The organism is Marinobacter sp. M5B (genome assembly GCF_042604615.1).
Taxonomy (GTDB): Bacteria; Pseudomonadota; Gammaproteobacteria; order Pseudomonadales; family Oleiphilaceae; genus Marinobacter; species Marinobacter salarius.
This window is the reverse complement of sequence record NZ_CP156894.1, coordinates 40,346-66,116: the sequence shown is the minus strand read 5'-3', so window position 1 is coordinate 66,116 and position 25,771 is coordinate 40,346. Positions and strand designations below refer to the sequence as shown.

The window sequence follows — 25,771 nt, the reverse complement described above, 5'->3', positions numbered from 1 at the left end:
ACGTCCTTACCGCTGGCTTAGATGTAATAGTCCTTTAACGGGGGGAAACCGTTAAACTCTATGGCACTGTACGTCGTGGTGTAGGCACCGGTGGACAGCCAGTACATGCGGTCGCCGATGGCCAAATTCAGCGGCAACGGGTACTTGTGGTGTTCGTACATGATATCGGCGCTGTCGCAGGTTGGGCCTGCAATTACACAGTCCTCGCCTTCGCCGGATTTCTCTGTATAGATCGGGAACTTGATGGATTCATCAAGCGTTTCGATCAAGCCACCGAATTTACCAACATCGGTGAATACCCAACGGTGTAGGGCAGTACGCGATTTACGTGAAATCAGCACCACTTCACTTACCAGAACACCTGCGTTGGAAATCAGCGAGCGGCCCGGTTCGATAATAATCTCGGGCAAATCATCGCCAAAATCCTCATCCAGGAAACGCTTGATCTCTTCCGCGTAGGTTTTCAGGTCATTCGTACGGGTGATGTAGTTGGCCGGGAAGCCGCCGCCCATGTTGATCATCTTCAGTTCGATGCCGTCTTCTTCCTTCAGACGCTCGAAAATCACCTTCACCTTGCCCAGGGCGGCGTCCCACGCGCCGATTTCCCGTTGCTGGGAACCCACGTGAAAAGAGACGCCGTAAGGCACCAGGCCCAGATCGCGGGCCAGGATCAGCAAGTCCATGGCCATGTCGGTCTGGCAGCCGAACTTGCGGGACAGCGGCCAGTCAGCGGTCAGGGTGCCTTCGGTCAGGATGCGAACATACACTTTCGAGCCCGGAGCCGCCTTGGCGATGTTGCGCAGGTCCGCTTCCGAATCCGTCGCGTACAGGCGAACACCTCGCTCGTAGAAGGTGCGGATATCCTTGGCCTTCTTGATGGTGTTGCCGTAACTGATGCGGTCGCCCGTCACACCCAGGCCCATGACCTTGTCGAGTTCGTACACCGACGCGATATCAAAGCTGGCGCCCTTGTCCCGCAACATCGTCAGAACCTGCGGGGCAGGGTTGGCCTTCACCGCATAGTAGACGTTGGCATAGGGAAAGCCTTCCACCAGTTCATCGTACTGGCGGTTGATGGTCGCGGTATCAATCACGACGCAGGGCGTGTCCTTGGTATCGGCAAATGCCTTGATACGGGCAAAGGTCTCGGCGTCGTAGTAGTCAGTGATGATGGCGTTGGTGGATTCGGTCATGGATAGGGTTTCCCTCCAAAGGGCAAACGGGTCGTTCAAACAACATAGGTACCGATCCGGTACCCGTCAATCGCGCGATCATCGGTTCTTTTCCGGGGGCGTGATATGAGCATATCTACCCATAACCACCGTCTGGCCCGTTTGCCTTCAGCTCACACTGCGACTGGCCACAACGGCGCCGGCCCGGTGGGGCCGTTCGGGTCTTCGGGCTCGGCCTGGCGCTGCAGGTAATCCAGAATCGCAGTTTTCAGATCACTACCCTGACCGAGTCCCTGATTGCCGAATAGCCGATTGAACTCAAGCACGTAGGGATACCCCTCCACCAGGGCAATATCAAACCCCGCGTGATCCACCTCCAGCTCCCGCGCAAGGCGCAGTGCCAGATCGGTTACCACGGAAGGCACTGGCCCCCGGTCGATGCGCCCACCCTGCGACACGTTATTGTAGAACCCCTGGTCCGCCTGGGTTCGCCAGTAGGCGGATACCACGTTGTCCCCGACAATCACTACCCGCACATCCCGATCAATCGGCAGGTATTCCTGGGCATAAAGAACATGGGTCCGCTCGCAATAACGCTGCCAGTCGGCTTTGTTTTCGATTAACCACACACCTTCGCCCATGCTGGCTTTGGGCAGCTTGGCCACGAAGGGCACGACCATGGCATCCCACACCGCCTGCTGTTCCTCCGGGCCATTGGCTTCAATCAGAGTCCACGGAGTGTGTTCAGGTGCGACCGCCTGAAAAGCCCGGGTCATTTCCACCTTGTCGTGGCCGATGCGATAGCTGGCGACACTGGGGAAAACGCGGCATTTCAGCCCGTGTACGAGGGCATTCAGCTGCCAGTATTCCGGGAACAGCACCCAGTCTGCGTCTTTAAGCAGTTCTTTATGGGCCAGGAACTGTTCGGGCTTGAGGGTTTTGGTATTCGGGAAGCCGAGGGTGCGGAATATGTCGAAGGAGACCAGTTTCATTTGGGTTGGGTGCGTGGTTGGGTTGGTCGCATTTTATACAGGTTTGGGTTGGGGGCAATGTTTATTTGTTTGTTGTTTTCTTGGTAGGACTGGGTGTTTTGGGGGAGGGGCATGGGGGTGTTTTATTTTTCAAGTGAAAATGAACTCGCTGCGCTCAGACACCATTTTCTTTATTGAAAAATAAAACACCCCCATACCCTTAGTTAACAACAGTTGTCGCGACGATTTACCCTGATTTTTCCTGGGTTTGTCGGAGAGCTCGAAATCAAAGCACCGCCAAACCCTCGCTTTTCGTAACGACATCACCCTTTGCCAATAGAGCGGGGAGGACGCTTCTTAGTCCCCTGACTCGCATCCGCCGTCAGGGGATCTTCCGGCCAGGGGTGCTTGGGATACCGACCGCGCATGTCCTTGCGGACCTCCGGGTAGGCGTTCTGCCAGAAGCTTGCCAGGTCGGCCGTGACGGCCAGAGGGCGCTGGGCTGGGGACAGCAGGTGGATCACCACCGGCACTTGGCCTCCGGCAACCGTAGGAGTTTTGGTCCAGCCGAACAGGGCCTGGAGCTTGGCCGCCAATACCGGGCCGTTATCTGCGGTGTAGTCCAGCGCCACGGACTGGCCGGTTGGGATCGTCAGGCGGGTGGGCGCCAGGTCTTCCAGTGCCTGTTGTTGCGGATACTCCAGCAGGCTGGCAAGAGCCTGGATCAGATTGAGCTTGTCCAGGTCACGCCAGTGGGTCATCCCTGCGAGGAACGGACCAAGCCAGGTTTCCAGGTTATCTGTCAGCCAGCGCTCGCTGACCGTTGGCCATTCTCCGGGAAAGTATTCTGCCAGCAGGGTGACCCGGGCAAGCCACTGCTCCGCCGCCGGCGTCCATGGCAGGCTCCCAAGGCCCTTCTTGCGCACGGCGGCGAGCAGCCCCTGCTGCACCAGTTCCGGGGACGGGGCCGGCAAGGCTGTTTCCTCCAGCTCCAACTGCCCCAGTTTTCGGACGCGACGGGCCACCACGGTTCCGCGTCGCTCGTCCCAGACCGCCTCCTCGTACTCTTCAATGTGACCGAACAGATCCTGTTCCAGCACCGCTGGGGTAACCGGTGCAGCAAGATAAATCGTAGCCTCCCTGGCCTTGCCGTCCAGTTCAGCTGCAACCAGCCACTCATAGCGAGCCAGCCGGTCGTCGCTGCGAAGGGCTGCGCCGCGACCGTTGCTGAGCTGGTATCGCGGTGCTTCGCCCCGCCGTTTACGGGCAATCCGGTCCGGGTAGGCCTGTGCGAGCACGCGTCCTACCTCATCGTCAGTGGGCATTGCCTGGGGTCGTTCAAAACCTCCAGCCAGGCGGGACACCGACTTGGTGATCGATATCACCCTGGCGGTATCCACACCCTGTCGCGGGCCAGAACCCCGCAGCATCCTGACCCGCTCCTGCATATCCGCCCCGGCTGATCGGCCCGCCAGATCCCGTTCTTCCAGCAGCGCCGCCAACTCGGCCGCGAGATAGCCATGGCCAATGTCCCGTCCGCGTAGAATCATGTGCGCCAGCCGTGGATGAACGCCCATGTCCCGCGCCGCCTTGCCATGTTCGGTAATGGCGCTGTCGGCATCCAGCATATCCAGCCACTGCAACAACGCCACAGCCTGCTGCCAGTGCGCAGCAGGGGGCGGGTCAATCCAGTCCAGCTGATCCGGCGACCGCGCGCCCCATTGCGCCAGTTCCAGCACCAGGGGTGCCAGGTCCGCTTCCTTTATTTCCGGCGGGGTGAACTCGGCCAGACCAAACTGGGCGGACTCGCTCCACAGCCGGTAACAGACGCCAGGCTCAATACGCCCGGCCCGTCCCTTGCGCTGCTCCGCAGACGCTTTCGACACCCAGCCCGTCACCAGCCGTGTCATACCGCTGTTGGCATCAAACACCGCCCGGCGTTGTTGACCGCTGTCGATGACGACGCGCACGCCTTCAATGGTGAGACTGGATTCGGCAATAGCCGTGGCCAGAACCACTTTGCGGTAACCTTCGGGCGCCGGCGCGATGGCCCGGTCCTGCTCCACGCTTTTCAGGTTGCCGTACAACGGTGCCACGATCACATCATTGCCTGTCTGGTTCTGAAGCTGACGCTCAACCCGACGAATCTCGCCCGCACCGGGAAGAAACACCAGCAACGACCCACTCTGATCCGCCAGTGCCTCATGAATAACGGACACCACCTGTTGCTCGATCCGGCCATTACGCGGAATGGGGCGATACGCCACCTCCACAGGGAACGCCCGGCCGTCACTACTCAGCACCGGCACATCACCCAGCAACCGGGCGATGGGTGCGGTATCCAACGTGGCGGACATGACGATGATCCGCAGGTCCTCCCTCAAGGCCTGGCGGGCTTCCCGCACCAACGCCAGCCCAAGATCAGCCTGCAATGACCGTTCGTGAAACTCATCGAAAATCACAACGGCGTAGTCTTCCAGCGCTGGATCGTTCTGGATCAACCGCGTGAGAATACCTTCGGTGACCACTTCTATCACCGTGGCAGACGTCACCCGCGTATCAAGCCGTGTGCGATAACCAACGGTCTGGCCCGGCTTCTCCCCCATCTGCCCGGCCATGTACCTTGCCGCGGACCTGGCCGCCAGCCGCCTGGGCTCGAGCATCAGGATTTTCCGGCCCTCACGCCAGTCAGCATCCATCAGGGCCAGTGGCACCCTGGTGGTTTTACCGGCGCCCGGTGGTGCCTGTAGCAGGATGGTTGTTTGGGACTCCAGGGTGTTCAGGAGGTCCGGGATGATGTTGTTGATTGGGAGCATTTGTTTTTGGCTGTGTTCAGGACTGGTTGGGTTGGGGGAGGGGCGTGGGTGTGTTTTATTTTTCAAATGAAAATGAACTCGCTTTGCTCGGACACCATTTTCTTTATTGAAAAATAAAACACACCCACACCCTTAGGTAACTCCCGTAATTCTCCAAAGGGTACTATGGTCTAAACTTGTTTTGCGCGAAACGTTGATGCGCTTACCTCAACAGACGCGACAACTGCCAGTTACATGAGAGTGGGGTGGTGGAATTATTTTCCGCCACCCCACTCTCATGCCCCCCCTAACGATCAGTCCTGCCAGCCCCCCCAGGCAAAGGCACAAAAAACGCAAACACTGCTCCAAGAGCCAACGCCACCACCCCGATGCCAAAGGCTGTGGTCAGGGTGCCGCCGGCTTCCAGCCATTGCTTGGTGAGCCACGGGCCGGCCATCTGGGTGAAGCCGTAGACCGACACCATTGCCGCTGACAGTCGCGGCCCCTGGTGCGGATGCAGGGCCCGGCCGATGCGTTGGGTGAGCATCACCGTACCCACGAACGTGCTGCCCACCAGGGCGGCACAAACCGCCAGGCCCAAGGCACCAGGCAAGATCACTGCTGCCAGGACGCCGGCAAGCTGTACCACGAAATTCATGCGCAATGCAGGGAGATCGCCGATTTTTGCACCAAGATAGTTCCATATCGAGGGTGACAGGATCGTCGCCACAGCCGCCAGGAACCAGGCGCCATCCAGCAGCCAGTGGTCGGCCGGTAACTGGTCCTTGGCCAGCAATGGCAAGAACGTCATCGGCAGTATGTAACCGAGACCAGCCCCGGCGTAGGAGAGAAACAGGGGCACACTTGCCCGGTCAAACAGGGGCGATTTTCCCGGCGGGGTTTCGCCGTCGCTTTGCGCCCTCACCGGTACGTCCAGTCGGAGTAACCGCGCCGTGGCCCACCAGGCCAGGGGGATGGAAAGCACGACGGCAGGCCACCAGCGTTCAGTCCCCTCAAGCCAGTGGGCGCTGGAGCTGACCAGGCCACTTGATACCAAAAGGCCCAGGCCTACACCAATGTAGAGATGCCCACTGAGCGTAGCGCGGTTGCGCAGCACCAGCCATTCCAGGATCAACGCCGGAGCCTGGACAAAGACAACGCCGTTGGCGATGCCATTGAACAGGCGGGCGGCGGACATGGCCACAAGGTGGTCAGTCTGCGTCATCGCAAGGGTGGTCAACAGGTGAACCGCGAGGGAGGCCGGCAGCAGCAGGCGAATGTGACTGATGGTGTGCCAGCGGATGGCCAGCAAGGCGCCAAGCAGATAGCCAAGGTAGTTCCAGGTCGCCACAGCGGCACCCTGTCCGGCGGTGATCTGGCCATCGTCCACCAGATAAGGCAGTAGCGGCGTGTAGATGAAACGGCCCAGGCCATGGGTGACCAGCAACAGGATGGCACCCGCTACCACGACCAGATAAAGATCCCGCGGCGGTGTGCAGGAAGGATGGGAATTTGGCATCACAGAACCCCAGGGGAAAGCCGGTAGGCAGTCTAAGTCAGTGCAATCAGGAAGTCAGCCGACTCAAGGCGCAGGAGAGCGAGGTCATGACTGGGACGCCCGCGGATGATTTTCCCGGGCCCACTCATAGATTTCACGATAGGCCTCAACCAGATCTTCCGGCTTGTGGGGTGGCTGAAGCACGGCGGTCATTTCGCCGTCCGGGTTGATCAGTGTGAAATGCCCGCTGTGTTCCACCAGCCGTTCACCATCCACCTGACGATGGGAGAAAACCGCGTTCATGCTTCTGGCAAGCTCTCTCAGTGTCTCAATGTTGCCAGTCAGGCCGTGAAAGTCGTCGCCGAAAAAGCCCACATAGTCTTTCAGTCTCTGGGGCGTATCGTGTTCCGGGTCTGCAGAGATCAGCAGGAACTCTGGCTGCGGCAGCTCCTCCGACAGCATCTTGTCGGTTTTGCGCAGGGTCGCCATGGCGGCCGGGCAGATATCCGGGCAATTGGTATAGCCAACGAAAGCAAACGTCCATTTGCCCTGCAGGCTGTCCCCGGTGACCGTTTCGCCCTGTTCGTTAAGCAGCTCGAACTCTGCAAGCTTACGACTTTTTTCGTACACGTAAGCGTTGATACTGCTGAGTTCCGGCGGTGGTGAAGGCTGGTCATTTCCGACCAGCAACACCTGCCGTCCAACCACCAGCCCGAAGACCAGCACGACAACCAACAGCAGCAGGATCAGCGTCAGGCGAATCGAACGGTCCATGAAATCTCCGGTAAATCAGCATTCAGAAAAACACAAAGTGGTCGACCAGCAGCACCACAAACAGGGCCATCAGATAGGTGATGGAATATTTGAAGGTGTTGAGTGCAACACGACGGTCATCACCTCTGAGCAACCGTACGGCATACTGCAGGAAACGCAGGCCGAGGGCCAGTGCACCCACCAGATAGATAACGCCAGACATACCGGTGACAAACGGCAGCAGGCTGACAGCAAGCAGCATCAGGGTGTACAGGAGTATATGTAACTCTGTGTACTTGTTGCCATGGGTGACTGGCAGCATGGGAATACCGGCCTTGGCGTATTCTTCCTTGCGATGGATGGCCAGTGCCCAGAAATGCGGTGGGGTCCAGGCGAAGATGATCAGCACCAGCAGCAGGGCGTGGCCTTCCACCTGCCCGGTCACCGCGGTCCAACCCAGCAAAGGCGGCATCGCGCCGGCCAGGCCACCGATAACGATGTTCTGCGGGGTCATACGCTTGAGAAACAGGGTGTAGACGCCCGCATACCCCACCAGTGACGCCAGGGTCAGCCAGGCTGTCAGCGCATTCACCTGCCACACCAGGATGACCATGCCGGCAACCGCCAGCACGGTTGCGAACAGCAGTGCGTCCAGCGGCGAGATTTTCCCGGTGGCGACGGGCCGTTTGCGGGTACGGGCCATGACCGTGTCGATTTTCTGATCCACCACGTGATTGACCACGGCTGCCGCGCCCGCCAGCAGGGCGATGCCCAGGTTACCGTAGAGCATAACCTCCCAACCCGGCACGCCCGGTGTGGCCAGTAGCATGCCTATGACTGAGGTGAGGATCATCATCGCCACCACAGTGGGCTTGGTCAGCTCCAGAAAATCCCGCCAGGAAATGCCCGCGGCAGCGGACTCGTTGGTCGTTCCCTGCGCCGGCAGTGCCTTTACGTGCTCGCTCATGCCGTCACCTCTCGCTCGATTGTTGTTGTAGGTTCTGTTTTTGCTGCCTCTGGCAGGGCCTGTTGATGAAATCGCCAGAGCAGATTGATCACTGCCAGCAAAAGCCCTGCGCCCATTGCGTTGTGCGCCACCGCCACTGACAGAGGTATATGAAACACGATGTTGGCCAGGCCCAGCGCAATCTGCGCAACCAGGGCCACGGCCACCAGCTGCACATGCCACGCCAGTGGTGTTCGCTTTGTCCTGCGCCACAGTAATGCCAGAAAAACCGTGAAGTACGCAAGCACTATCATCGCTCCCAGCCGGTGACTGACATGGATGGCGACACGACCGTCAGCCGTTAGCTGCCCGCCCAGGTAATTCGGCCCCACATGCTGGGTGACATCGAACCCATGCTGGAAGTCCATCTCAGCCGGCCACCATTCGCCCTGGCAGGTGGGCAGGTCAGTACAGGCCACAGCCGCGTAGTTGGCCGCTGTCCAGGCCCCCAGGGCAATTTGCATAACAACCAGCGCCAGACCACCGTATAGCCACGGCCGGAAACGGCGCAACCCGGGGGGCCGGCCTGCGCCGGGTGATTCCCCTTCAGGTTGCGGTCTACGGCGCAGGCGAAGCGTGAGCAGTGTCAGCAGGCTCAGGGTGGTAAAGCCCCCTAACAGGTGCAGGGCAACCACCTGCGGCCAGAGCTTCAGGGTCACTGTCCACATGCCGAAGGCGCCCTGGAGCAGAATGAAGGCAGCAATAAACAGTGGCAGCCGAAGCGGCACGCCGTCACGACGATGACGGAACGCGTAGGCTGCCAGGCCAAACACCACCAGCCCCAGCGTGCCGGCGGCGTATCGGTGGATCATTTCAGGCCAGCCTTTTTCCACGTCGACGGGCGTGTCGGGAAAGCGCGCATTGGCGATGGCCATCCGCGACTCATCATGGGGCACCGTCAGAAACCCGTAACAACCGGGCCAGTCCGGACAGCCAAGGCCTGCGTCCACCAATCGGGTCCAGGCCCCAAGCATGATGACGACCACCGCCAGCAGGGTGGCCAGTAGCGACCAGCGCGCCATGAGGTGGGCCGGGCGGGAAAGACGGGGTTGGGTGGTGTTCAACGGGGCATCTCCGGTTACTGATGGTCAGCCGATCTGTGACAGCTTCAACAGGTGTTTCAGATCCTTCAGCATATCCTTTCCCGTGTGTTCGGTGCCGTAGTGCATGATCACGTTACCAAAGGGGTCCACCAGCAGAATCCGTGGCTGGTGCTCCGGGTTGATGCCGGACGGCCATTTCGGAGCGCGGCCCTCCAGGATACTCAGCCGTTCCATGGAGCTGTATTCGTCGCTCCAGCGAGCCGAAAGATCGTCAGGGATAGTGCCGAGCCAGGCCGAACGATTTACCCGGTTAGCATTCTTGCCCAGGGCAATATTGACCTGGCGCGCCAGATACAGAAGCTCTTCACACTCCGAGGCGCATTGCTCGGAAACCACCACCATCATCCATTCGGCGTCGGGTTCGTCAGGGCCAAAGCGGTCGACAAGCGGGTTGCCGCTGGCTCCCTGAAGCTGCATTTGAGCCAGGGGCGCCGGCGGCTGGATCAGCTCGCCATTATTGCTATTGCCGGCAGGATTCAGCCAGCCGGTGTAGTACATGATAGTGGCAAAAATCATCGGGCCGAAACCGATGGCAAACAGTAAAAGGGCGGTTCGCCTGCCGCGGCGTACCTGCTCTGGAGAGACGTTGTCGTCCGGGTCTTTCTGGTCCATGCGCTCAGCCGTTGTCATTGTGATTACGGACTCCTGTTTTGCGATAGCTCGCTACGACCGTCAATATAACCAGCGCGATGGCCAGTGAAAACCATTGCACCGCATATCCATAATGGGTTTGTGGCCCCATCCGGTCTGGAGCCCAGTCGGCGCGGTAGGCGCCAGGTTGCTCCGGCCCGGAAAGCCTGAGTACCAGGCTGGCAACATCATTCTCAATTTCCCGAGCCTGCCCGTGGGACAGCGACTGTGTTCGCTTCGGCCAGCCCGCTTTGTCAGATGGCACGGACTTGAGCACCGGGGGTTCCGGAAACTCACTCAACCGCCCCTTCACACTAAGCTCTCCGGACGGATAACTGACATCGGGCAGTTGATCACGTCGCCGGGGAGCTTGTACCCAACCGCGATTCACAACCACCGGGCGGCCCTGAACCGGGTGGAACAGGGTCAGTACCTCATAGCCCGGCGCGCCATCGCGTGTGCGGTTATCGAGGAGCCAAGATACCTCGCTGTAACGGCCGGACAGTGTCACCGGTTGCCCGGCTTCGAGGCCGGCCGCCAGATGTTGCGACCAGCTCAGGTTTCCGGCCTGGTGCTGCCACTGTTCAAGCTGGGCCTGTTTCTCTCCTGCTCGCTCCAGCTGCCAGATCCCCAGGCCTAACAGTACCGGCAGAAAGAAGCCGGCGAACACCAACAGGCGCCAATCGAAGTGCCATTGGCGACGAGAACGATCGGTTGGATCAGACATGCTCTGCTATAGTGGGCTCTGGATCTACATTCCCGTTTACAGGATTTCCCATGCTGAAGATTCTCATTGTCGTACTCATGCTGGCCGTTCTGGTGAGCCTGTTCAGCGGTCTGTTCTTCCTGATCCGGGATGGCGGGAAAACGAACCGTGTCCTGAATTCCCTGGCGTTGCGGGTCGCCCTCAGCGTACTGCTGCTGGCAGTCATTCTGATTTCGGTATGGCAAGGGGGCCTGACCCTGAATCCGACCCCCTGACGCGCGTCGTCAGAGCACGTAAACGAAGACGAACAGCCCGAGCCAGACCACATCCACGAAGTGCCAGTACCACGCCGACGCCTCGAAACCAAAGTGGTAATCGCCGGTGAAATGGCCTTTGTGTATGCGGATCAACATGATCGTGAGCATCAGGGTACCCAGTATCACATGGGCGCCGTGAAACCCGGTCAGCATGAAGAAGGTGCTGCCATAAATGCCGGACTGCAGGGTCAGGTTCAGATCCTGATAGGCGTGAGCGTATTCATAGCCCTGGACACACACAAAGATCAGCGCCAGCGCAATGGTGGCGCTCAGCCAGAGTTTGACCTTCTTGCGGTTGTCTTCCTTGAGGGCATGGTGCGCAACCGTAACCGTAAAGGACGACGTCACCAGCAGAATGGTGTTGATCAGTGGCAAACCCCAGGGGCCGATAATGCCTTCCGGTGCCGGGTAAGCGTCGGGGTCAGGATTGTTGATCAGCGGCCATGTCGCCTGGAAACCTTCCCAGAGGATATTGGAACTGCCACGGTCGCCTTCACCGCCAAGCCAGGGCACCGCGAACATCCGGGTGTAGAACAGGGCACCGAAGAAAGCCGCGAAGAACATGACCTCGGAAAAAATGAACCAGCTCATACCCCAGCGGAAGGAACGATCCATCTGTGGGCTGTACAGGCCTGACCGGCTTTCCTTGATGACGGTCCCGAACCATCCAAACAGCATGTAGGCCATGATCAGGGAACCGATCAAGAACATCACCCAGGAGCCGGTGGTGCTCTCACCCTGCTGGCCGTTCACCATAATGGCCGCCGCGCCGTAGAGGGTAACCCCCAGCCCGACGGTGGCGACAATCGGCCACTTGCTCTGTTCCGGAACGTAGTACGTCTGGTTTTCCGCCATGACAATCTCCGATGGCTTATCCGTTATCGTTTGTTGTTGTGGGCGCCAGTCAGCCTCTGTTTCACTTCACTTCCGGCGGCGTGGCAAAGGTGTGGTAGGGCGCCGGAGAGGGCACTGTCCACTCAAGGCCTTCGGCACCGTCCCACGGCTGGGCAGAGGCCTTTTCACCGCCTTTGACGCACTTGACCACAATCACCAGGAACAGGATCTGACTGGCACCAAACATGAATGCGCCAATGCTGGACACCATGTTGAAGTCGGCAAACTGCAGCGCGTAATCCGGAATACGCCGCGGCATACCCGCCAAACCGAGGAAGTGCATCGGGAAGAAGGCCAGGTTCATACCGATGAACGACAGCCAAAAATGCGTCTTGCCCAGTGTTTCGTCGTACATATGGCCGGTCCACTTGGGCAGCCAGAAATACGCCGAGGCAAAGATGCCGAAGATGGCGCCCGGTACCAGTACGTAGTGGAAGTGTGCTACCACGAAGTAGGTATCGTGATACTGGAAGTCAGCCGGTGCAATGGCCAGCATCAGGCCGGAGAAACCGCCGATGGTAAACAGGATGACGAAGGCGACCGCAAACAGCATCGGCGCCTCGAAGGTCAGTGACCCCCGGAACATGGTCGCCACCCAGTTGAACACCTTCACGCCCGTGGGCACGGCAATCAGCATGGTCGCATACATGAAGAACAGCTGACCGGCGATGGGAATGCCGACAGTGAACATATGGTGAGCCCAGACCACAAACGACAGCAGGGCGATGGCGCCCACCGCATATACCATCGAGGCGTAGCCAAACAACGGCTTGCGGGAGAACGCCGGAATAATGTGGGACACCGCCCCGAACGCAGGCAGGATCATGATGTAGACCTCGGGGTGCCCGAAGAACCAGAACACATGCTGGAACAGTACCGGGTCACCACCGCCGGAGGCATCAAAGAAGCTGGTGCCGAAGTTGATGTCCATCAGCATCATGGTGACGACGCCGGCCAGCACCGGCATAACGGCAATCAACAGGAACGCCGTAATCAGCCAGGTCCAGACGAACAGGGGCATCTTCATCAGCGTCATGCCTGGTGCCCGCATGTTCAGGATAGTGGCGATCACGTTGATAGCACCCATGATCGACGACACACCCATGATGTGAACGGCGAAGATAAAGAACGTGGTGCTCGGTGGGCCATAGGTCGTCGACAATGGCGCGTAGAAGGTCCAGCCAAAGTTGGGCGCCCCCCCTTCCATAAACAGCGTGGACACCAGAATCAGGAACGCGCAGGGCAGGAGCCAGAAGCTCCAGTTGTTCATTCGCGGCAGCGCCATGTCCGGGGCACCCACCATCAATGGAATCATCCAGTTCGCCAGGCCAACGAAGGCCGGCATCACCGCACCAAACACCATGATAAGACCGTGCATGGTGGTCATCTGGTTAAAGAATTCCGGCTCAACAATCTGCAGGCCAGGCTGGAACAGTTCCGCCCGGATCACCATGGCCATGGTTCCGCCGAGCAGGAACATCGCAAAACTGAATATCAGGTACATGGACCCGATATCTTTGTGGTTGGTCGTCAGCAGCCACCGAGAAAAGCCCTTTGCGGGGCCGTGGTGATGATCGTCCTGGGCGTGGGTATCTGCAACCGCACTCATGAAAAACCCCCGTTACCGCCGTATATTCAGGCTGGTGATGTCATTAATCTGGCGTCATTGGATAGGGTGGACTGGAGCCTTCGCTCCACCCCACCCGGTTCATCATTCCTGATTCTTGTACTCGAAGACTTCTTTTGGCGTCACCATTTCACCGGTGTCATTACCCCAGGCATTCCGCTCATAGGTGATGACCGCTGCGAGGTCGACTTCGCTCAGCTGACCGCCAAACGCTTGCATGGCGGTGCCGGAAACGCCGTTTACAACAATATCCATATGCGCCTGCATGTCTTCGGTCACGACTTTACTGCCCTTCAGAGCCGGGAATGCTGGCGGCGCACCGCTACCGTCCGCCTGGTGGCAGGCAGCACACGCGCTGGCATAGGCTTTTTCGCCACGTGCCATCAGCTCCTCCAGGGTCCAGTCTTTCTCGGTCAGCTCACGCTCACGCTGGGCCGCCTCCTTCTGCTCAGCCACCCAGGCATCGTATTCGTCCTGAGGCACCGCCTTGACCACCACAGGCATGAAACCGTGCTTTACGCCACACAGCTCGGTGCATTGACCACGATAGATACCGGGCTCGTCGACCCTGGTCCAGGTTTCGTTCACAAAGCCGGGAATGGCGTCCTTTTTCACGCCGAAGGCAGGCACCCACCAGGAGTGGATAACATCATTGGCGGTGACCAACAGGCGGATTTTCGCTCCAACAGGCACTACCATCGGGTTGTCTACTTCGAGCAGGTAGTTCTCGGTTTTCTCGGTGCGGTTGTAGATTTCGTCATCGCTGGTGGTGATATTGGAAAAGTATCCAAAATCATCCTCTATGTAGTCGTATTTCCAGCGCCACTGATAGCCGGTGACCTTGATGTCTACGTCAGCTTCGCTGGTGTCGTACATGTCCACAAGCGTTGCAGTGGCAGGAATCGCCATTACCACCAGAATCACGAGGGGAATGATGGTCCAGAGAATCTCGACCAGGGTATTCTCGTGAAAGTTTGCCGGTTTTCGGCCCGGGGACTTGCGATGGGCGAAGATGGACCAGAACATGACCCCAAACACCACGATGCCGATGACAACGCAGATCCAGAGGATCGTCATGTGAAGGCTGAAGATTTCATTGCTGGTACCGGTGACCCCGGGACTCATGTTCAGCGTCCAGTCCGCCATGGACAACGCTGGCGTCATAAGCCCGCCCAAGAGGACACCTGCCCGCTTAGCGTGCACGCGCATAATACTGTGTCTCCACAGAGTGTTATTCTTGTCGGATTTTGCGTCCAATCCCCCTGTTCCAGACAGTGCTCGCACACACTATCCAAGTCAGGGTGGAAGTCTGCTATGGATAATACACAACCCAGTATAGACACAGATCAAAAAAATGCGAAAGTCCGTCCACCCATAAATGTATTAAAGAAGGAAAGCCTCTCATTCCCATAGAATCCGCTCCGCAACTCGCCACCACCGACCGCAGGCTCTGGGCGCTGGCCTGGCCACTGATGCTCACCAATCTCACTGTGCCGCTGCTGGGGCTTGTGGATACGGCCGTGCTGGGACACCTCGATACACCGGAATATCTGGGGGCTGTCGCGGTGGGCGCAAACCTGTTCAGCATACTCTACTGGACCTTTGGCTTTATGCGCATGGGCACGACGGGGCTGGCTGCCCAGGCTTGGGGCAAACGCGATGAGTTTGCGCAGATTGCCCTGCTGCTACGCTCCGTGTTGCTGGCTATCGGTATCGGCCTGTTGCTGATTCTGTTCCATCAGCCGTTGATCAAACTGGGCCTGACTCTGATGAACCCCAGTGAACGTGTTGCCGCGCTGGCAGCAGAGTACGCCAGCATCCGTATCTGGAGCGCGCCGGCCGTGCTCTGCCAATACACGCTGGTGGGCTGGCTGATAGGCACCCAGTACGCGCGGGGCCCCATGGTCATGCTGATTGTGGCCAACGGGCTCAACATTGTTCTCGATGTGCTCTTTGTGACCGGTTTTGGCTGGAACAGCCGGGGCGTTGCCATGGCCACCGTGATGGCAGAGTACTCGGCGGCCGCCATCGGGTTCTACATGGTGCTGAAACGCATGCCGGACGGCCAGGGGTTTGAGCGGGCGCTGTTCGGGCAGCTGCGGGACTACCTCAGAATATTACAGGTCAACCGGTACATCATGGTGCGCACCATTGCCCTGCTTCTGGTGCTGGCCTTCTTCACCGCACAGGGTGCGCGACAGGGCGACACCATACTGGCCGCCAACGCGGTGCTGATTACCTTTCTACTGATCATTTCCAACGGCCTTGACGGCTTTGCCAATGCCGCCGAGGCACTGATTGGTGAAGCGGTGGGAAGAAACAATCGGCGCCAGTTCAAAAACGTCTTTCGGGTGGCATTCCGGTGGTCGTTGTGGGGTTCCGTGCTGTTTACCGTCGCCTTTGTTCTTGGCGGGCGCTTCCTCATCGGCTTGCTGACCGGTATCGAGGAAGTGCGCGCAACCGCCTGGGACTATCTGCCCTGGCTGTGGATGCTGCCGCTGGCCTCGGTGTGGGGCTTCCTTCTGGATGGCGTGTTTATCGGCGCAACCCGCACACAGGACATGCAGAACACCATGCTGTTTTCGGCGCTGGTGGTCTTCCTCCCGGTCTGGTGGCTGACGACCGGGTGGGGTAATCATGGACTGTGGTTCTCGCTGATCTGCCTGATGCTGGCACGGGCAATTTCCATGGGTTGGCTGTTTTTGAGCCATTCGCGGCACGATCGCTGGTTTTCAGAACAGTGAAGAAGCTTGAAGCCAATCCATGGACAACACGTTCAGGTTTAATGCACACACCACAGCAGCCTGTTAAATCTCGTCTACACTTGTGAGAAAAGGCAGGCATGTTGCGGTAGCCAGCCGCTTCCCCATGCCCCTGACGATCCCATGCGTATAACGGGAGGCGCCTTGCGACCCCATTCCGTTCAGAGACCGGCATCTCCTGAAATGACACCAAAGGTAGTTCTCGACATCATTGATCAGGCCCGACGGCAGGAAGCCCGTTCCGGCACCTTTCTCAAGCAGATGCGGGAAAGGGCGTCGTCGCTGCCTGCCACCATCACCATTGACGGTTACCAACCGGCGACCTGCCTGTTCCAGTTTGCCATTGAGTACATCGAAATGGCGCCACGACTGATTGAGTGCGTGGAAGCCTGTGCGAGAGAAGCCGGCAAGGCCGAGTTGTTTGCGCCTTTTGTAGAGGCTGCCATCGGTTATTTTACTCAACCGTCGGTTCTTCTGGTACGTTATGATGGCCTTGACGGGCTTCTGATACGAGCCTATCTCTGCCACCGCCTGATGGAGGAAATGTACGAGAACAACCGCTCCACCCGCGCCAGCGAACTGGTCGACGTGGAGGCAACACGGGCAAATCTGCTGGCGCATCAGTTGATCGGCGAACCGTTCGCCAACGAACTGGACCAGTCCATCACCGTCACCGTGTTGCAGATTGCCGGCTCACCGGACTATTACGAACTAAACTTGGACCCGTTCGTAGAACAGACAAGGAACGTTGCATGGGACTGGATGAGACACTATTGGGAAAACCTGCTGGTCCGTAACCACATACGCTTGTCGTTAGGAGCGGGTCTTTAGAAAATACGGATGAACAACATTGATGTACAAGCTGACCGTTACCCTGTTTCTGTTGCTTGCAGGCTCTCTCTGCAACGGCGCCGAGACCAACACCGTACCTCTTCAACTGACCGATAACCTGTCAGGAAAGCCGGTCGCCAATGCCGTGGTGATTCTGGAAAACGGCCTCTCGGAATCCCCCGTAGAAGCTGAGATTGTCCAAAAAAATCGCAACTTTCACCCCCATACGTTGATCATACCCAAGAATTCCAGAGTGGATTTTCCCAACCAGGACAACACTCAGCACCACGTCTACTCATTCTCACCCGCCAAGGCATTCAACATTGAGCTATACGCCGGACGTCCGACGGAACCGGTTGTCTTCGACAAGACCGGTGTGGTGGAAATTGGCTGCAACATCCATGACCACATGCAGGCGTTTATTCTGGTCACCGACAGCGCACCCTCCGGCCGAACCGATGAACAGGGCCGTTTGACGGTTGAGATTCCGCCGTCGGCAGACGATGGGTCCGGTAAGATTGAGCTCCAGGTATGGCACCCCCGATTGACAGACAACACCCGTATGGCCCGATTCACCGTTGAGCAACCCTACCCTGCATCACTCGAACTGTCGGTGGAATTGTCCCCGGAACCCGCGAGTGATGACAGGCTGGATGGCCTGCAAGAACGTTTCCGGGAGCTTTGATGGCGGTCGCTAGCCGAATAGGGTTTCGTGGACGTTTGGTGACCGTCATGGTCACCATGGTGGCCATCGTCAGCCTGAGCATCGGTGCACTGTTGATGCTTTACCTGTTCGAGGATGAAAAGGCACGTGCACTTGAGCAATTGAGTCTCGGCGAGCAAGTGGCAGAGGAGGTGCTTGAGCGCCGCACCAGCCTGATTCTTTCCCGGCTGGACGTTGTGATCCGTGATTTTGGCTTTCGCTCTGCCGTCGCCAGCGGAGATCGCGCCACCACAGACAGTGCGCTGACCAATCAGGCCCGAAGGGTGAATGCCGATTTTGCCGTCTTGCTTGGCAGCGACGGGCATATCCTTGCCGACACCGATGGGCTGCCCGATGCGTTTGCCAATAGCCCGCTGGTTACAGAAATGCTCTCCAAGGCGCGACAAACAGGCTTTGCCAGCCAGATGAGCGTTTTCGGTGCGGACGGCTTTGAACTGCTCACCATTCCGGTGGAAGCACCTGGATTAAGGGCATGGCTGATTGCCGGTTTTAACCTCAACAATGATCTTACCGACATTATCGGTCGACTGAGCGGAACCGAGGTGTTGTTCAGGGCCTCCTCTGGTGAGGAAGGCAGTTATCAGATTCTTACCGACCCGGGTTCCATCAACGCATCGAGGCTCGATGAACTGAACAATGCCATGGCCAGGACGTCCGGCGAGGACCAGTTTCTTGAGAGTACACATTACTTCACCCGCATCATAAGCCTGACCGGGGACGAAACGCCGGCCCTGCAGCTGCTGCTCTTAATCAACCGTGAGGCCCGTCTCAGCAACTACTATGAGCGTGCTGTGGAAATTCTTACGCTGGTCAGTGCCGTTCTGGTGCTGGCTGCCCTGATTGCGCTCATTATCGCTCGCAACATGGGGCAACCAGTCCTGCAACTGGCGGACTATGCCAAGGCCATCGGCGATGGCCACACGCCCGCACCTCCCCGTATCCGCGCCGGCGGTGAACTGGCCGAATTACGCAGGGCGCTCGGCGACATGCTGAGCAAACTGCGGGACCGCGAGGAGCAGATACACTACGCCGCCAGCCACGATGAAATTACCGGGCTACCCAATCGAAACGCCTTCCTGTCGCGCCTGCGGGAGCAATTCGACAACCACCGCCCCTGCAGCCTGATGGGCCTGCGCCTCAATGATATTTCTGACGTCAATGACACTCTGGGCCTCGAGTTCGGGGACAAGGTTTTACAGGCAGTGTCGGCCAGGTTGGAGGAAGCACTGCCCGGCAGCTCAGCACTGGCAAGGACCGGAGGCGCCGAATTCCTGATGATGACTGGTCTCCAGCCGCAATCCGAGCTCGATAAACTTGCCACCAGGATCAGCGAAATCGTGGAATCGCCGTTGTTCATCGACAACACTCCGTTCTCCCTTCGCTGCACCATGGTTACGCTGCAGCTACCCCAGGACGCCATCGATACCGACCAGGTTCGCAGGCGCCTGAACCTCACGTTCGAACAGGCACAAAAAAGCCGGCTGCCCGTAACCCATTATCAGCCAGGGCAGGATGAGAACCACCTGAGGGAACTTCAGCTGATCTCTGATCTGCACCACGCCATTGCCAGCAACGGCTTGCATATGAACTACCAGCCCAAACTTGATATGGAGTCTGCCGGCTTTCATCAGGCCGAAGCACTGGTGCGCTGGATTCACCCGGACCTGGGGTTCATCTCGCCGGAAGAATTCATTTTCCTGGCGGAGCAATCCGGCCAGATCACCGAACTGACCCGACACATCCTCCGCCGTGTTGCCAACGATGCTGGCAAGTGGCACGCCGCGGGCCTGAATATTGGTGTTGCCATCAACCTGTCGGCGCTCGACCTGACCCGCCCGGAACTCGCCAAGGAAGTTGCCGAGGCGTTCTCCCAATGGCAGTTACCCATGTCCAGTATCACTCTGGAGGTAACCGAGAGCGCCCTGATGGAGGAACCCGAAACGGCCTTTGAAACCCTGCGGCGCTTACGCCAACTCGGTGTCACACTGTCGGTGGACGACTTTGGCACGGGCTATTCCTCGCTGTCGCAATTGCGCAACCTGCCGGTGCAGGAACTCAAGATCGACAAATCCTTCGTCCTGCGCCTGAATACCGAACCCCAGGACCAGCTCATCGTGCGCTCCACCATAGATATGGCCCATGGCCTGGGGTTGCGGGTTGTCGCGGAAGGAATCGAGAACGCCGAAAGCTGGGCGCTGTTGCGGGACTGGGGCTGCGAGATCGGGCAGGGGTACTTTCTCAGCCGCCCCGTCGCCGCTGGCGACCTGAAGGAGACAGAACAGTCGCTGACGGACCGTCAGCAGGAACTCAGATACGCAGGAGAAACCACGTCATGACACGCTTGGCCAGGGTACTAGGCACCGGTTTACTGGCATTAACGGCATCGGCGAACCTGTTCGCAGACACGGGCAGCAGACTCTGGGCCACCGGTGGGGTAACGTCCATCGGGGGTGCCGCCGGGGGCGGTCTGTCACCCTGGGCCCTGCTCGGCGGTTATGCCAGCGATGAAGAGTGGGGGGGCACGCTGACCCTGTCCCGCGCCGAAACCGACGACTATACCCTGTCGGTGGTCGGGACAGGCGTCACCTGGAACAATCGTGTTGAGCTCACGCTGGCACGCCAGACTCTGGACCTGGATAGCCTGGTGTTCACCCTGAAAAACGGCTTTGGCCTTGAAGAGGACGAACTGGTACAGGACGTTTTCGGGCTCAAAGTGAGACTCGCCGGCGACGCCCTCTACAGCCCCTGGGGGCAATGGTCAGCCGGGCTTCTGCACAAACGCAACCGCGAGTTTACCGTACCCGACGCCATCGGCGCCAAAGATGACAGCGGCACCGATATCTACGTCGGAGGCAGCAAACTCTTCTTCGCGGCGGTGATGGATCGCAATCTGCTGGTCAATGCCACCGTTCGCGGGACCAAGGCCAACCAGGGCGGCCTCCTGGGTTTCGGTGGCGACCGTAACGACAGCTACGAGGCGATGTTTGAAGGCAGTGTCGGGTTGTTTGTGACCCGCCAGTGGCTGGTGGGTACCGAATACCGCCAGAAACCGGACAACCTGGGTTTCGCCACCGAGGACGACTGGTGGGATGTTTTCGTAGCCTGGGTACCCGACCGTCGCTTGTCGGTCACGGCCGCCCTGGTCAATCTTGGTGACGTTGCCACTCTGGAAGACCAGCGCGGTGCCTACCTGTCACTGCAGGCCAGTTTCTGACAACCCGGGAGGATACTATGAAACATTCCGTCATCATCATGGTTCTGCTGCCCCTGCTGGTCCTCTCCGGTTGCCAGTCCATGGTTGAATCCAGTCAACAGAATACTTCTCTCTATCAGCAGCTTGGGGAGCGTTCCGGCATTGCCGATATCGTCGAAGACCTGCTCTACCGGATTGTCGAAGACGAGCGTATCAACGATCAGTTTCGTGGCATTGACGTGCGCCAGTTCCACACCAACCTGACGGACCAACTCTGCGAACTCAGTGGTGGGCCGTGCACCTATTCCGGGCGCGGAATGCGCGAAAGCCACGCCGATATGAACGTGACGGACACCCAATTCAATGCCCTGGCTGAGAACCTCATCCTGGCCATGGAAGAGAACGGCATACCCACGGGTGCGCAGAACCAACTGATCAAAAAACTGGTGCCGCTGTACCCCCAGATCCGCAACCTTTGAGCCGGGCGACAAACCGGTTAAGCTTGCCCGCTGACCAATAAACCTTTCCTGACGGGAGAATAAACCTTGCTCGACAACGCGGATCTGGGAAAACTGATTGTTCGACTGACCCTGGGCGGACTATTGCTGTTTCATGGCATCGCCAAGCTGTTCCATGGCGTGGGCTTCATCGAAGGCCAACTGGCCAGCCATGGGATTCCCGCCTTTTTCGCGTGGGGCGTGTTCATTGGTGAGTTGCTGGCACCATTAATGGTGATCCTGGGCTACCAGACCCGTATCGGCGCCTTACTCATCGCCTTCAACATGCTGGTGGCCATAGCGCTGGTACACAGCCATGAACTGATGACATTGGGCAATCACGGCGGCTGGGCACTGGAGCTGCAGGGTTTCTTCCTGTTCATCGCGGTAGCCGTTATTTTTCTCGGCCCCGGCCGCTACAAGCTGAAAAACTGACGTTAGGAACCGGCGATGGCCTCTGCGCCCGACTCCCGGAATACCATCACCTGGTTACGCCCTGCGCCCTTAGCGGCATACAGGGCCTCATCGGCCCTGCCGATGAGGTCCTCGGGGCGGCTGCCCGGTTCCGGCAGGATGGTGGCCACCCCGGCGCTCACCGACAGGTTCAATGGGCTGCTGTGGTCACCAACGTAAACCGATGTGCCCGCCACAGCCACCCGCAAGCGTTCAGCCACATTGGCGGCCCCGGCCTCCGGCGTCGCCGGCAGGAGCACACTGAATTCCTCGCCGCCGTATCGCGCCAGCAAATCTCCTGAGCGCTGGATTTCGGCGGCGCAGACCCACGCGACACTGACCAGGCAATCATCCCCCGCCAGATGGCCAAAGTTGTCGTTCACCCGTTTGAAGTAATCAATATCCAACAGGACCAGACTCAGGGGATGTCCCTGGCGCAGGGCACGGTGCCATTCTGCCTCCAGTTTTTCGTCAAACTGGCGACGATTGGCAACCCCGGTCAAGCCATCGGTAATGGAAACCGCCTTGAGTTGCTCATTGACTTGCTCCAGCTCTTCCGTACGCGCCTGAACGCGGGCTTCCAACGTCTGGTTGGCTTGCAGCTGGATGTCCAGGGCATGGTCCTGGGCCTCAATCCTGAGGCGGCGCTCAAGGTTGATTCTGTACGCCAGGGCAAACGACATCAAAATGACCTCCAGCGCCACACCCGTCTGGGGTGCAAGCTCTGTTACCGTGCTGGTAGGAATAAGGCCGATTTTACTGATCGACATAACCAGATGCCCGAGCAGTAACGGGGTCCATGCCACCACGTAGAACCCCGCCAATGCCTGGCCCTTGCGCCAGATGACCAGGCCAAGAATCCAGGTAAGGGGAGTGATTACCGCCGCGAATACGCTGATGATGGCTGTAGAGCTCTGGTAAGACCCGAAAAGGCCGTAGACAAGACTGCACCCACTGACCAATGCCACCAATTGCAACACGCGGTAGGACACCCGGCTGTAATTTCGGACGGCGAGAAAGTTCAGTGCAAACATCACCGCAAACAGAATGTTGGCCGATATGGCCGGGGCCGTGAAGTAACGGTTCAGAATCGGCAAATCCGGCCAAAGCCACTGGAACACCAGGCCGTTGAAGTTCAGCAACACCAGTGCAGAAGCAACCACCGTCAACACGTACCACAGATAGGCCTGTTGACGGACGATGACGAATACAAACAGGTTGTACAGGGCCATGGCAATCATGATGCCCAGGAAAACCGCCTGCCAGCCGTAGTCCAGTTGCTCACGCGCCAGAAAGTCCGCCGACTCGATAACCTGGGCCGGGATCTGCACCGCCCCCTCACTCTGAACACGGACATACGCTGTGGTGGGGTCGCTGTTCGAAGGTACCGGAAAAACAAAGTTGCGGTGGTAAATCGGGCGGGAGCCGAACTTGCGACTGTCCCCGGTGACATGGCGTTCCACCTGCTCGCCCCCGATATACCAGTAGACCCGCACATCGTCCAACAGGGGATAGCCGATTTCCAGCACCCGGTTAACCGGCTCAGCAGGCACCTCAACTCGTAGCCAATAGGTGCTTTTGGTGAAGCCAAAATTCAGGGTTTGTTTACGGGCAACTGGTTGCCATTGCGCTTCCGCCAGGCCACGGATATCCTCCACATCCGTCTCCGGCCCCGATGCTTCAAACCAGGCAAACGATGCCCTTTCACCGTAGGCAGGGCCCGCGGCCATGGTCAGCGCCAGCAACAGTATCCGCACCAGTCGGCAAACTGAAAAAGTGCTCATAGTGGCCGTGTTACCCGGAACAGGAAAACTCAACTAAACTGTCGATGCCAACAGTCAGTCCCAATGCCTCCTTGCGTTTACTTCCTGACAGTCTAGACGTTTACTGGGAGTAAGTCCGCCTCAAAAATACGTAGTTATCAACTACGTATGGAGAAACACGATGACCGATAAGAAATCAGAGCTACGCCCTGGCCGCTACCGCCACTACAAAGGCAGGGACTATGACGTTATCGGCGTGGCCCGCCACAGCGAAACCGAGGAACCGATGGTCGTTTATCGCTGCCTGTACGGCGACTACAGCCTATGGGTACGACCATTGGCGATGTTCCAGGAAACCGTGGAAGTCGCTGGCGAGGACGTTCCCCGGTTTACCTACGTGGCTGACGACCACACGTAAACACGATTTTTGACTGCAGCACGCGTTTCCGGCACATTAGCGCGCTTTCCTGAACCGCCCCACCTCCGGGGCGCTGAAAGCCATCCCCGACATCCCGGAGTCTGCCATGAATGCCGTTGTTGCTGCGGTAGCGATCATGCTCGTACTGAGCCTGTGCCGCATCCACGTTGTTGTTGCCCTGATTATCGGTGCCGTTGCCGGCGGCCTGATCAGCGGCTTGTCACTGGACGCCACCATTGCCGCGTTTAACGAGGGCCTGGGAGGCGGCGCAACCGTTGCCCTGTCCTACGCCACCCTCGGTGCCTTCGCCGTTGCCATCGGCAAATCCGGCCTGGCCCATGCCCTGGCGGACAAAGCCCTGAACCTGGTGGGCCGGCAGGACAACGGCAAAGCCGCTGGCGGCATCCGCCTGCTGATCGTTGGCCTGCTACTGGCCATTGCCATGTCGTCCCAGAATATCCTGCCCATTCACATTGCGTTTATTCCTCTGGTTGTACCGCCACTGCTGTATGTGATGGCCAAACTGAACATGGACCGCCGCCTGGTGGCCTGCGTGCTGACGTTCGGCCTGATCACACCCTACATGTTCCTGCCTGTGGGTTTCGGAGGGATATACCTCAATGAAATACTGCTGGCGAACGTGGGTGACAACGGCATCGACGCCACTGATCTCAATGTCATGTCCGCCATGGCCTTGCCAGCACTCGGCATGCTCTGTGGACTTCTCGTTGCCGTCTTTTTCAGCTACCGCGGCGACCGACACTACAATCTGGACGCCATTGCCCGCACCGAACGGGTGGATGTGACCTACAACGGCGGCACGCTGCTGATGGCCCTGGTCGCCATCGTGGCGGCGTTCGTGGTTCAACTGTGGTTGGGTTCGATGATCCTCGGGGCGCTGGCTGGCTTTGTACTGTTCAACCTGTCCGGGGTGGTGAAATGGAAAGAAGCCGACGACCTGTTCACCGAAGGCATGAAAATGCTGGCAATGATCGGCTTCATCATGATCGCCGCCTCCGGCTTTGCGGAAGTCATGCGCGAAACCGGTGACATCGCCACTCTGGTGGAGGGCTCCGTCTCTGCCATCGGCGACAACAAAGCTCTGGCCGCCCTGCTGATGCTGGTCGTCGGCCTACTGATCACCATGGGCATCGGCTCATCCTTCTCCACCATCCCCATCATCGCCGCCCTCTACGTGCCGCTGGCCCTGGAACTGGGCTTCAGCCCCCTGGCCATCGTGGCCCTGGTCGGCACCGCCGGCGCGCTGGGCGATGCCGGCTCCCCGGCCTCGGACTCCACCCTCGGCCCTACCGCTGGCCTCAACGTCGACGGCCAGCACAACCACATCTGGGATACGGTGGTGCCGACGTTCCTGCACTACAACCTGCCGTTGTTGGGCTTTGGGTGGTTGGCGGCTATGGTTCTTTAGGCTTTTGGAGTTTGCCCTCCTTTTCTAGCCTGGTTGGTGTGGGGGCTGCGAGGGGGCAGGGGGAGTTTTTGCTCTTGAAATGGAACTCGCTGCGCTCAGACACCCATTTCTGGCGAGTAAAAATCCCCCTACCCCCTCACGAACGAACCGCGTCAATATCGCCTAGAGAAAGCCGTGAGCTCGACTCGAACGGCGATATCCGTGTGGTTCAAACCGGAGGGTGTTGAGG

At 58.7% G+C, this 25,771-nt stretch carries 23 protein-coding genes; 10 read left to right on the top strand and 13 right to left on the bottom strand.

Going from position 1 to position 25,771, the window contains the following annotated elements:
- Nucleotides 1-17: 17 nt before the first annotated feature.
- The 9 genes from AAGD24_RS00280 to AAGD24_RS00240 form a co-directional block, all read right to left on the bottom strand.
- Nucleotides 18-1,193, bottom strand: a complete 1,176-nt coding sequence (locus tag AAGD24_RS00280; RefSeq protein ID WP_126810903.1) for a type III PLP-dependent enzyme — start codon at nt 1,191-1,193, stop codon at nt 18-20.
- A 152-nt stretch (nt 1,194-1,345) separates the two neighbouring features.
- Nucleotides 1,346-2,164 carry a RimK family alpha-L-glutamate ligase gene (locus tag AAGD24_RS00275; protein WP_126810904.1) on the bottom strand — a complete coding sequence of 273 codons (819 nt, stop codon included), beginning with the start codon at nt 2,162-2,164 and terminating at the stop codon, nt 1,346-1,348.
- Between the two features lie 302 nt (nt 2,165-2,466).
- Nucleotides 2,467-4,959, bottom strand: a complete 2,493-nt coding sequence (gene hrpB / locus AAGD24_RS00270) for an ATP-dependent helicase HrpB (RefSeq protein ID WP_379866174.1) — start codon at nt 4,957-4,959, stop codon at nt 2,467-2,469.
- Nucleotides 4,960-5,245: 286 nt separating this feature from the next.
- The gene (locus AAGD24_RS00265; protein ID WP_278592352.1) at nt 5,246-6,457 is read right to left on the bottom strand and encodes a YbfB/YjiJ family MFS transporter; all 1,212 of its coding nucleotides are present in this window, start codon (nt 6,455-6,457) and stop codon (nt 5,246-5,248) included.
- Between the two features lie 84 nt (nt 6,458-6,541).
- Nucleotides 6,542-7,210: an SCO family protein gene (locus tag AAGD24_RS00260; protein ID WP_305936335.1), complete on the bottom strand. Its 669-nt coding sequence runs from the start codon at nt 7,208-7,210 to the stop codon at nt 6,542-6,544.
- 22 nt (nt 7,211-7,232) lie between these two features.
- Entirely contained in the window at nt 7,233-8,156 is a 924-nt protein-coding gene (gene cyoE / locus AAGD24_RS00255; RefSeq protein ID WP_036207795.1) for a heme o synthase, read from the bottom strand.
- Nucleotides 8,153-9,259 carry a heme A synthase gene (locus AAGD24_RS00250; RefSeq protein WP_369810871.1) on the bottom strand — a complete coding sequence of 369 codons (1,107 nt, stop codon included), beginning with the start codon at nt 9,257-9,259 and terminating at the stop codon, nt 8,153-8,155. The genes cyoE and AAGD24_RS00250 overlap by 4 nt, the downstream gene beginning before the upstream one ends.
- A gap of 24 nt (nt 9,260-9,283) precedes the next feature.
- Nucleotides 9,284-9,928, bottom strand: coding sequence for a hypothetical protein (locus tag AAGD24_RS00245; RefSeq protein ID WP_051946976.1), 645 nt, complete (start codon nt 9,926-9,928; stop codon nt 9,284-9,286).
- Complete coding sequence (locus AAGD24_RS00240) at nt 9,915-10,655, bottom strand: SURF1 family protein (RefSeq protein ID WP_305936336.1); 741 nt, start codon at nt 10,653-10,655, stop codon at nt 9,915-9,917. Before AAGD24_RS00240 ends, AAGD24_RS00245 begins: the two co-directional genes overlap by 14 nt.
- A gap of 50 nt (nt 10,656-10,705) precedes the next feature.
- On the opposite strand from AAGD24_RS00240, the gene AAGD24_RS00235 reads away from it, so the two are divergent.
- On the top strand, nt 10,706-10,909 hold the full coding sequence (locus AAGD24_RS00235) for a twin transmembrane helix small protein (protein WP_007152938.1): 204 nt from the start codon (nt 10,706-10,708) through the stop codon (nt 10,907-10,909).
- A gap of 9 nt (nt 10,910-10,918) precedes the next feature.
- On the opposite strand, the gene AAGD24_RS00230 is transcribed toward AAGD24_RS00235, so the two are convergent.
- From AAGD24_RS00230 to coxB, 3 genes are all read right to left on the bottom strand, one after another.
- Complete coding sequence (locus AAGD24_RS00230; RefSeq protein WP_075196380.1) at nt 10,919-11,806, bottom strand: cytochrome c oxidase subunit 3; 888 nt, start codon at nt 11,804-11,806, stop codon at nt 10,919-10,921.
- Between the two features lie 61 nt (nt 11,807-11,867).
- Nucleotides 11,868-13,454 (bottom strand): cytochrome c oxidase subunit I, encoded by a 1,587-nt coding sequence (gene ctaD, locus AAGD24_RS00225; RefSeq protein ID WP_075196381.1) that lies wholly within the window; start codon nt 13,452-13,454, stop codon nt 11,868-11,870.
- A 102-nt stretch (nt 13,455-13,556) separates the two neighbouring features.
- The gene (gene coxB / locus AAGD24_RS00220) at nt 13,557-14,681 is read right to left on the bottom strand and encodes a cytochrome c oxidase subunit II (RefSeq protein WP_075196382.1); all 1,125 of its coding nucleotides are present in this window, start codon (nt 14,679-14,681) and stop codon (nt 13,557-13,559) included.
- Nucleotides 14,682-14,944: 263 nt separating this feature from the next.
- On the opposite strand from coxB, the gene AAGD24_RS00215 reads away from it, so the two are divergent.
- From AAGD24_RS00215 to AAGD24_RS00185, 7 genes are all read left to right on the top strand, one after another.
- Entirely contained in the window at nt 14,945-16,216 is a 1,272-nt protein-coding gene (locus tag AAGD24_RS00215) for an MATE family efflux transporter (protein ID WP_305936337.1), read from the top strand.
- A 201-nt stretch (nt 16,217-16,417) separates the two neighbouring features.
- A complete protein-coding gene (locus AAGD24_RS00210; protein WP_036207815.1) occupies nt 16,418-17,065 on the top strand; it encodes a hypothetical protein in 648 nt (215 codons plus the stop codon).
- Nucleotides 17,066-17,087: 22 nt separating this feature from the next.
- The gene (locus AAGD24_RS00205; RefSeq protein WP_379866168.1) at nt 17,088-17,750 is read left to right on the top strand and encodes a methylamine utilization protein; all 663 of its coding nucleotides are present in this window, start codon (nt 17,088-17,090) and stop codon (nt 17,748-17,750) included.
- Nucleotides 17,750-20,125: a bifunctional diguanylate cyclase/phosphodiesterase gene (locus AAGD24_RS00200; RefSeq protein ID WP_305936338.1), complete on the top strand. Its 2,376-nt coding sequence runs from the start codon at nt 17,750-17,752 to the stop codon at nt 20,123-20,125. Before AAGD24_RS00205 ends, AAGD24_RS00200 begins: the two co-directional genes overlap by 1 nt.
- Nucleotides 20,122-21,003, top strand: coding sequence for a DUF3034 family protein (locus AAGD24_RS00195; RefSeq protein WP_036211837.1), 882 nt, complete (start codon nt 20,122-20,124; stop codon nt 21,001-21,003). Before AAGD24_RS00200 ends, AAGD24_RS00195 begins: the two co-directional genes overlap by 4 nt.
- A 17-nt stretch (nt 21,004-21,020) precedes the next feature.
- On the top strand, nt 21,021-21,461 hold the full coding sequence (locus AAGD24_RS00190) for a group 1 truncated hemoglobin (protein ID WP_036211834.1): 441 nt from the start codon (nt 21,021-21,023) through the stop codon (nt 21,459-21,461).
- 66 nt (nt 21,462-21,527) lie between these two features.
- Nucleotides 21,528-21,914 carry a DoxX family protein gene (locus AAGD24_RS00185; RefSeq protein ID WP_036211832.1) on the top strand — a complete coding sequence of 129 codons (387 nt, stop codon included), beginning with the start codon at nt 21,528-21,530 and terminating at the stop codon, nt 21,912-21,914.
- Nucleotides 21,915-21,916: 2 nt separating this feature from the next.
- Here AAGD24_RS00185 and AAGD24_RS00180 read toward each other — a convergent pair whose 3' ends face one another.
- Nucleotides 21,917-23,716 carry a diguanylate cyclase gene (locus tag AAGD24_RS00180; RefSeq protein WP_227664902.1) on the bottom strand — a complete coding sequence of 600 codons (1,800 nt, stop codon included), beginning with the start codon at nt 23,714-23,716 and terminating at the stop codon, nt 21,917-21,919.
- A gap of 160 nt (nt 23,717-23,876) precedes the next feature.
- On the opposite strand from AAGD24_RS00180, the gene AAGD24_RS00175 reads away from it, so the two are divergent.
- Nucleotides 23,877-24,113 (top strand): DUF1653 domain-containing protein, encoded by a 237-nt coding sequence (locus AAGD24_RS00175; protein WP_041332743.1) that lies wholly within the window; start codon nt 23,877-23,879, stop codon nt 24,111-24,113.
- Nucleotides 24,114-24,219: 106 nt separating this feature from the next.
- Nucleotides 24,220-25,542, top strand: coding sequence for a Na+/H+ antiporter family protein (locus AAGD24_RS00170; protein WP_041332741.1), 1,323 nt, complete (start codon nt 24,220-24,222; stop codon nt 25,540-25,542).
- Nucleotides 25,543-25,771: the final 229 nt, after the last annotated feature.

Excerpts from the sequence above, each read along its gene's own strand:
- AAGD24_RS00280 (WP_126810903.1), bottom strand. The coding sequence starts at position 1,193 with ATGACCGAATCCACCAACGCCATCATCACTGACTACTACGACGCCGAG.
- AAGD24_RS00275 (WP_126810904.1), bottom strand. The coding sequence starts at position 2,164 with ATGAAACTGGTCTCCTTCGACATATTCCGCACCCTCGGCTTCCCGAAT.
- hrpB (WP_379866174.1), bottom strand. The coding sequence starts at position 4,959 with ATGCTCCCAATCAACAACATCATCCCGGACCTCCTGAACACCCTGGAG.
- AAGD24_RS00265 (WP_278592352.1), bottom strand. The coding sequence starts at position 6,457 with ATGCCAAATTCCCATCCTTCCTGCACACCGCCGCGGGATCTTTATCTG.
- AAGD24_RS00260 (WP_305936335.1), bottom strand. The coding sequence starts at position 7,210 with ATGGACCGTTCGATTCGCCTGACGCTGATCCTGCTGCTGTTGGTTGTC.
- cyoE (WP_036207795.1), bottom strand. The coding sequence starts at position 8,156 with ATGAGCGAGCACGTAAAGGCACTGCCGGCGCAGGGAACGACCAACGAG.
- AAGD24_RS00245 (WP_051946976.1), bottom strand. The coding sequence starts at position 9,928 with ATGACAACGGCTGAGCGCATGGACCAGAAAGACCCGGACGACAACGTC.
- AAGD24_RS00240 (WP_305936336.1), bottom strand. The coding sequence starts at position 10,655 with ATGTCTGATCCAACCGATCGTTCTCGTCGCCAATGGCACTTCGATTGG.
- AAGD24_RS00235 (WP_007152938.1), top strand. The coding sequence starts at position 10,706 with ATGCTGAAGATTCTCATTGTCGTACTCATGCTGGCCGTTCTGGTGAGC.
- AAGD24_RS00230 (WP_075196380.1), bottom strand. The coding sequence starts at position 11,806 with ATGGCGGAAAACCAGACGTACTACGTTCCGGAACAGAGCAAGTGGCCG.
- ctaD (WP_075196381.1), bottom strand. The coding sequence starts at position 13,454 with ATGAGTGCGGTTGCAGATACCCACGCCCAGGACGATCATCACCACGGC.
- coxB (WP_075196382.1), bottom strand. The coding sequence starts at position 14,681 with ATGCGCGTGCACGCTAAGCGGGCAGGTGTCCTCTTGGGCGGGCTTATG.
- AAGD24_RS00215 (WP_305936337.1), top strand. The coding sequence starts at position 14,945 with ATGCTCACCAATCTCACTGTGCCGCTGCTGGGGCTTGTGGATACGGCC.
- AAGD24_RS00210 (WP_036207815.1), top strand. The coding sequence starts at position 16,418 with ATGACACCAAAGGTAGTTCTCGACATCATTGATCAGGCCCGACGGCAG.
- AAGD24_RS00205 (WP_379866168.1), top strand. The coding sequence starts at position 17,088 with ATGTACAAGCTGACCGTTACCCTGTTTCTGTTGCTTGCAGGCTCTCTC.
- AAGD24_RS00200 (WP_305936338.1), top strand. The coding sequence starts at position 17,750 with ATGGCGGTCGCTAGCCGAATAGGGTTTCGTGGACGTTTGGTGACCGTC.
- AAGD24_RS00195 (WP_036211837.1), top strand. The coding sequence starts at position 20,122 with ATGACACGCTTGGCCAGGGTACTAGGCACCGGTTTACTGGCATTAACG.
- AAGD24_RS00190 (WP_036211834.1), top strand. The coding sequence starts at position 21,021 with ATGAAACATTCCGTCATCATCATGGTTCTGCTGCCCCTGCTGGTCCTC.
- AAGD24_RS00180 (WP_227664902.1), bottom strand. The coding sequence starts at position 23,716 with ATGAGCACTTTTTCAGTTTGCCGACTGGTGCGGATACTGTTGCTGGCG.
- AAGD24_RS00175 (WP_041332743.1), top strand. The coding sequence starts at position 23,877 with ATGACCGATAAGAAATCAGAGCTACGCCCTGGCCGCTACCGCCACTAC.
- AAGD24_RS00170 (WP_041332741.1), top strand. The coding sequence starts at position 24,220 with ATGAATGCCGTTGTTGCTGCGGTAGCGATCATGCTCGTACTGAGCCTG.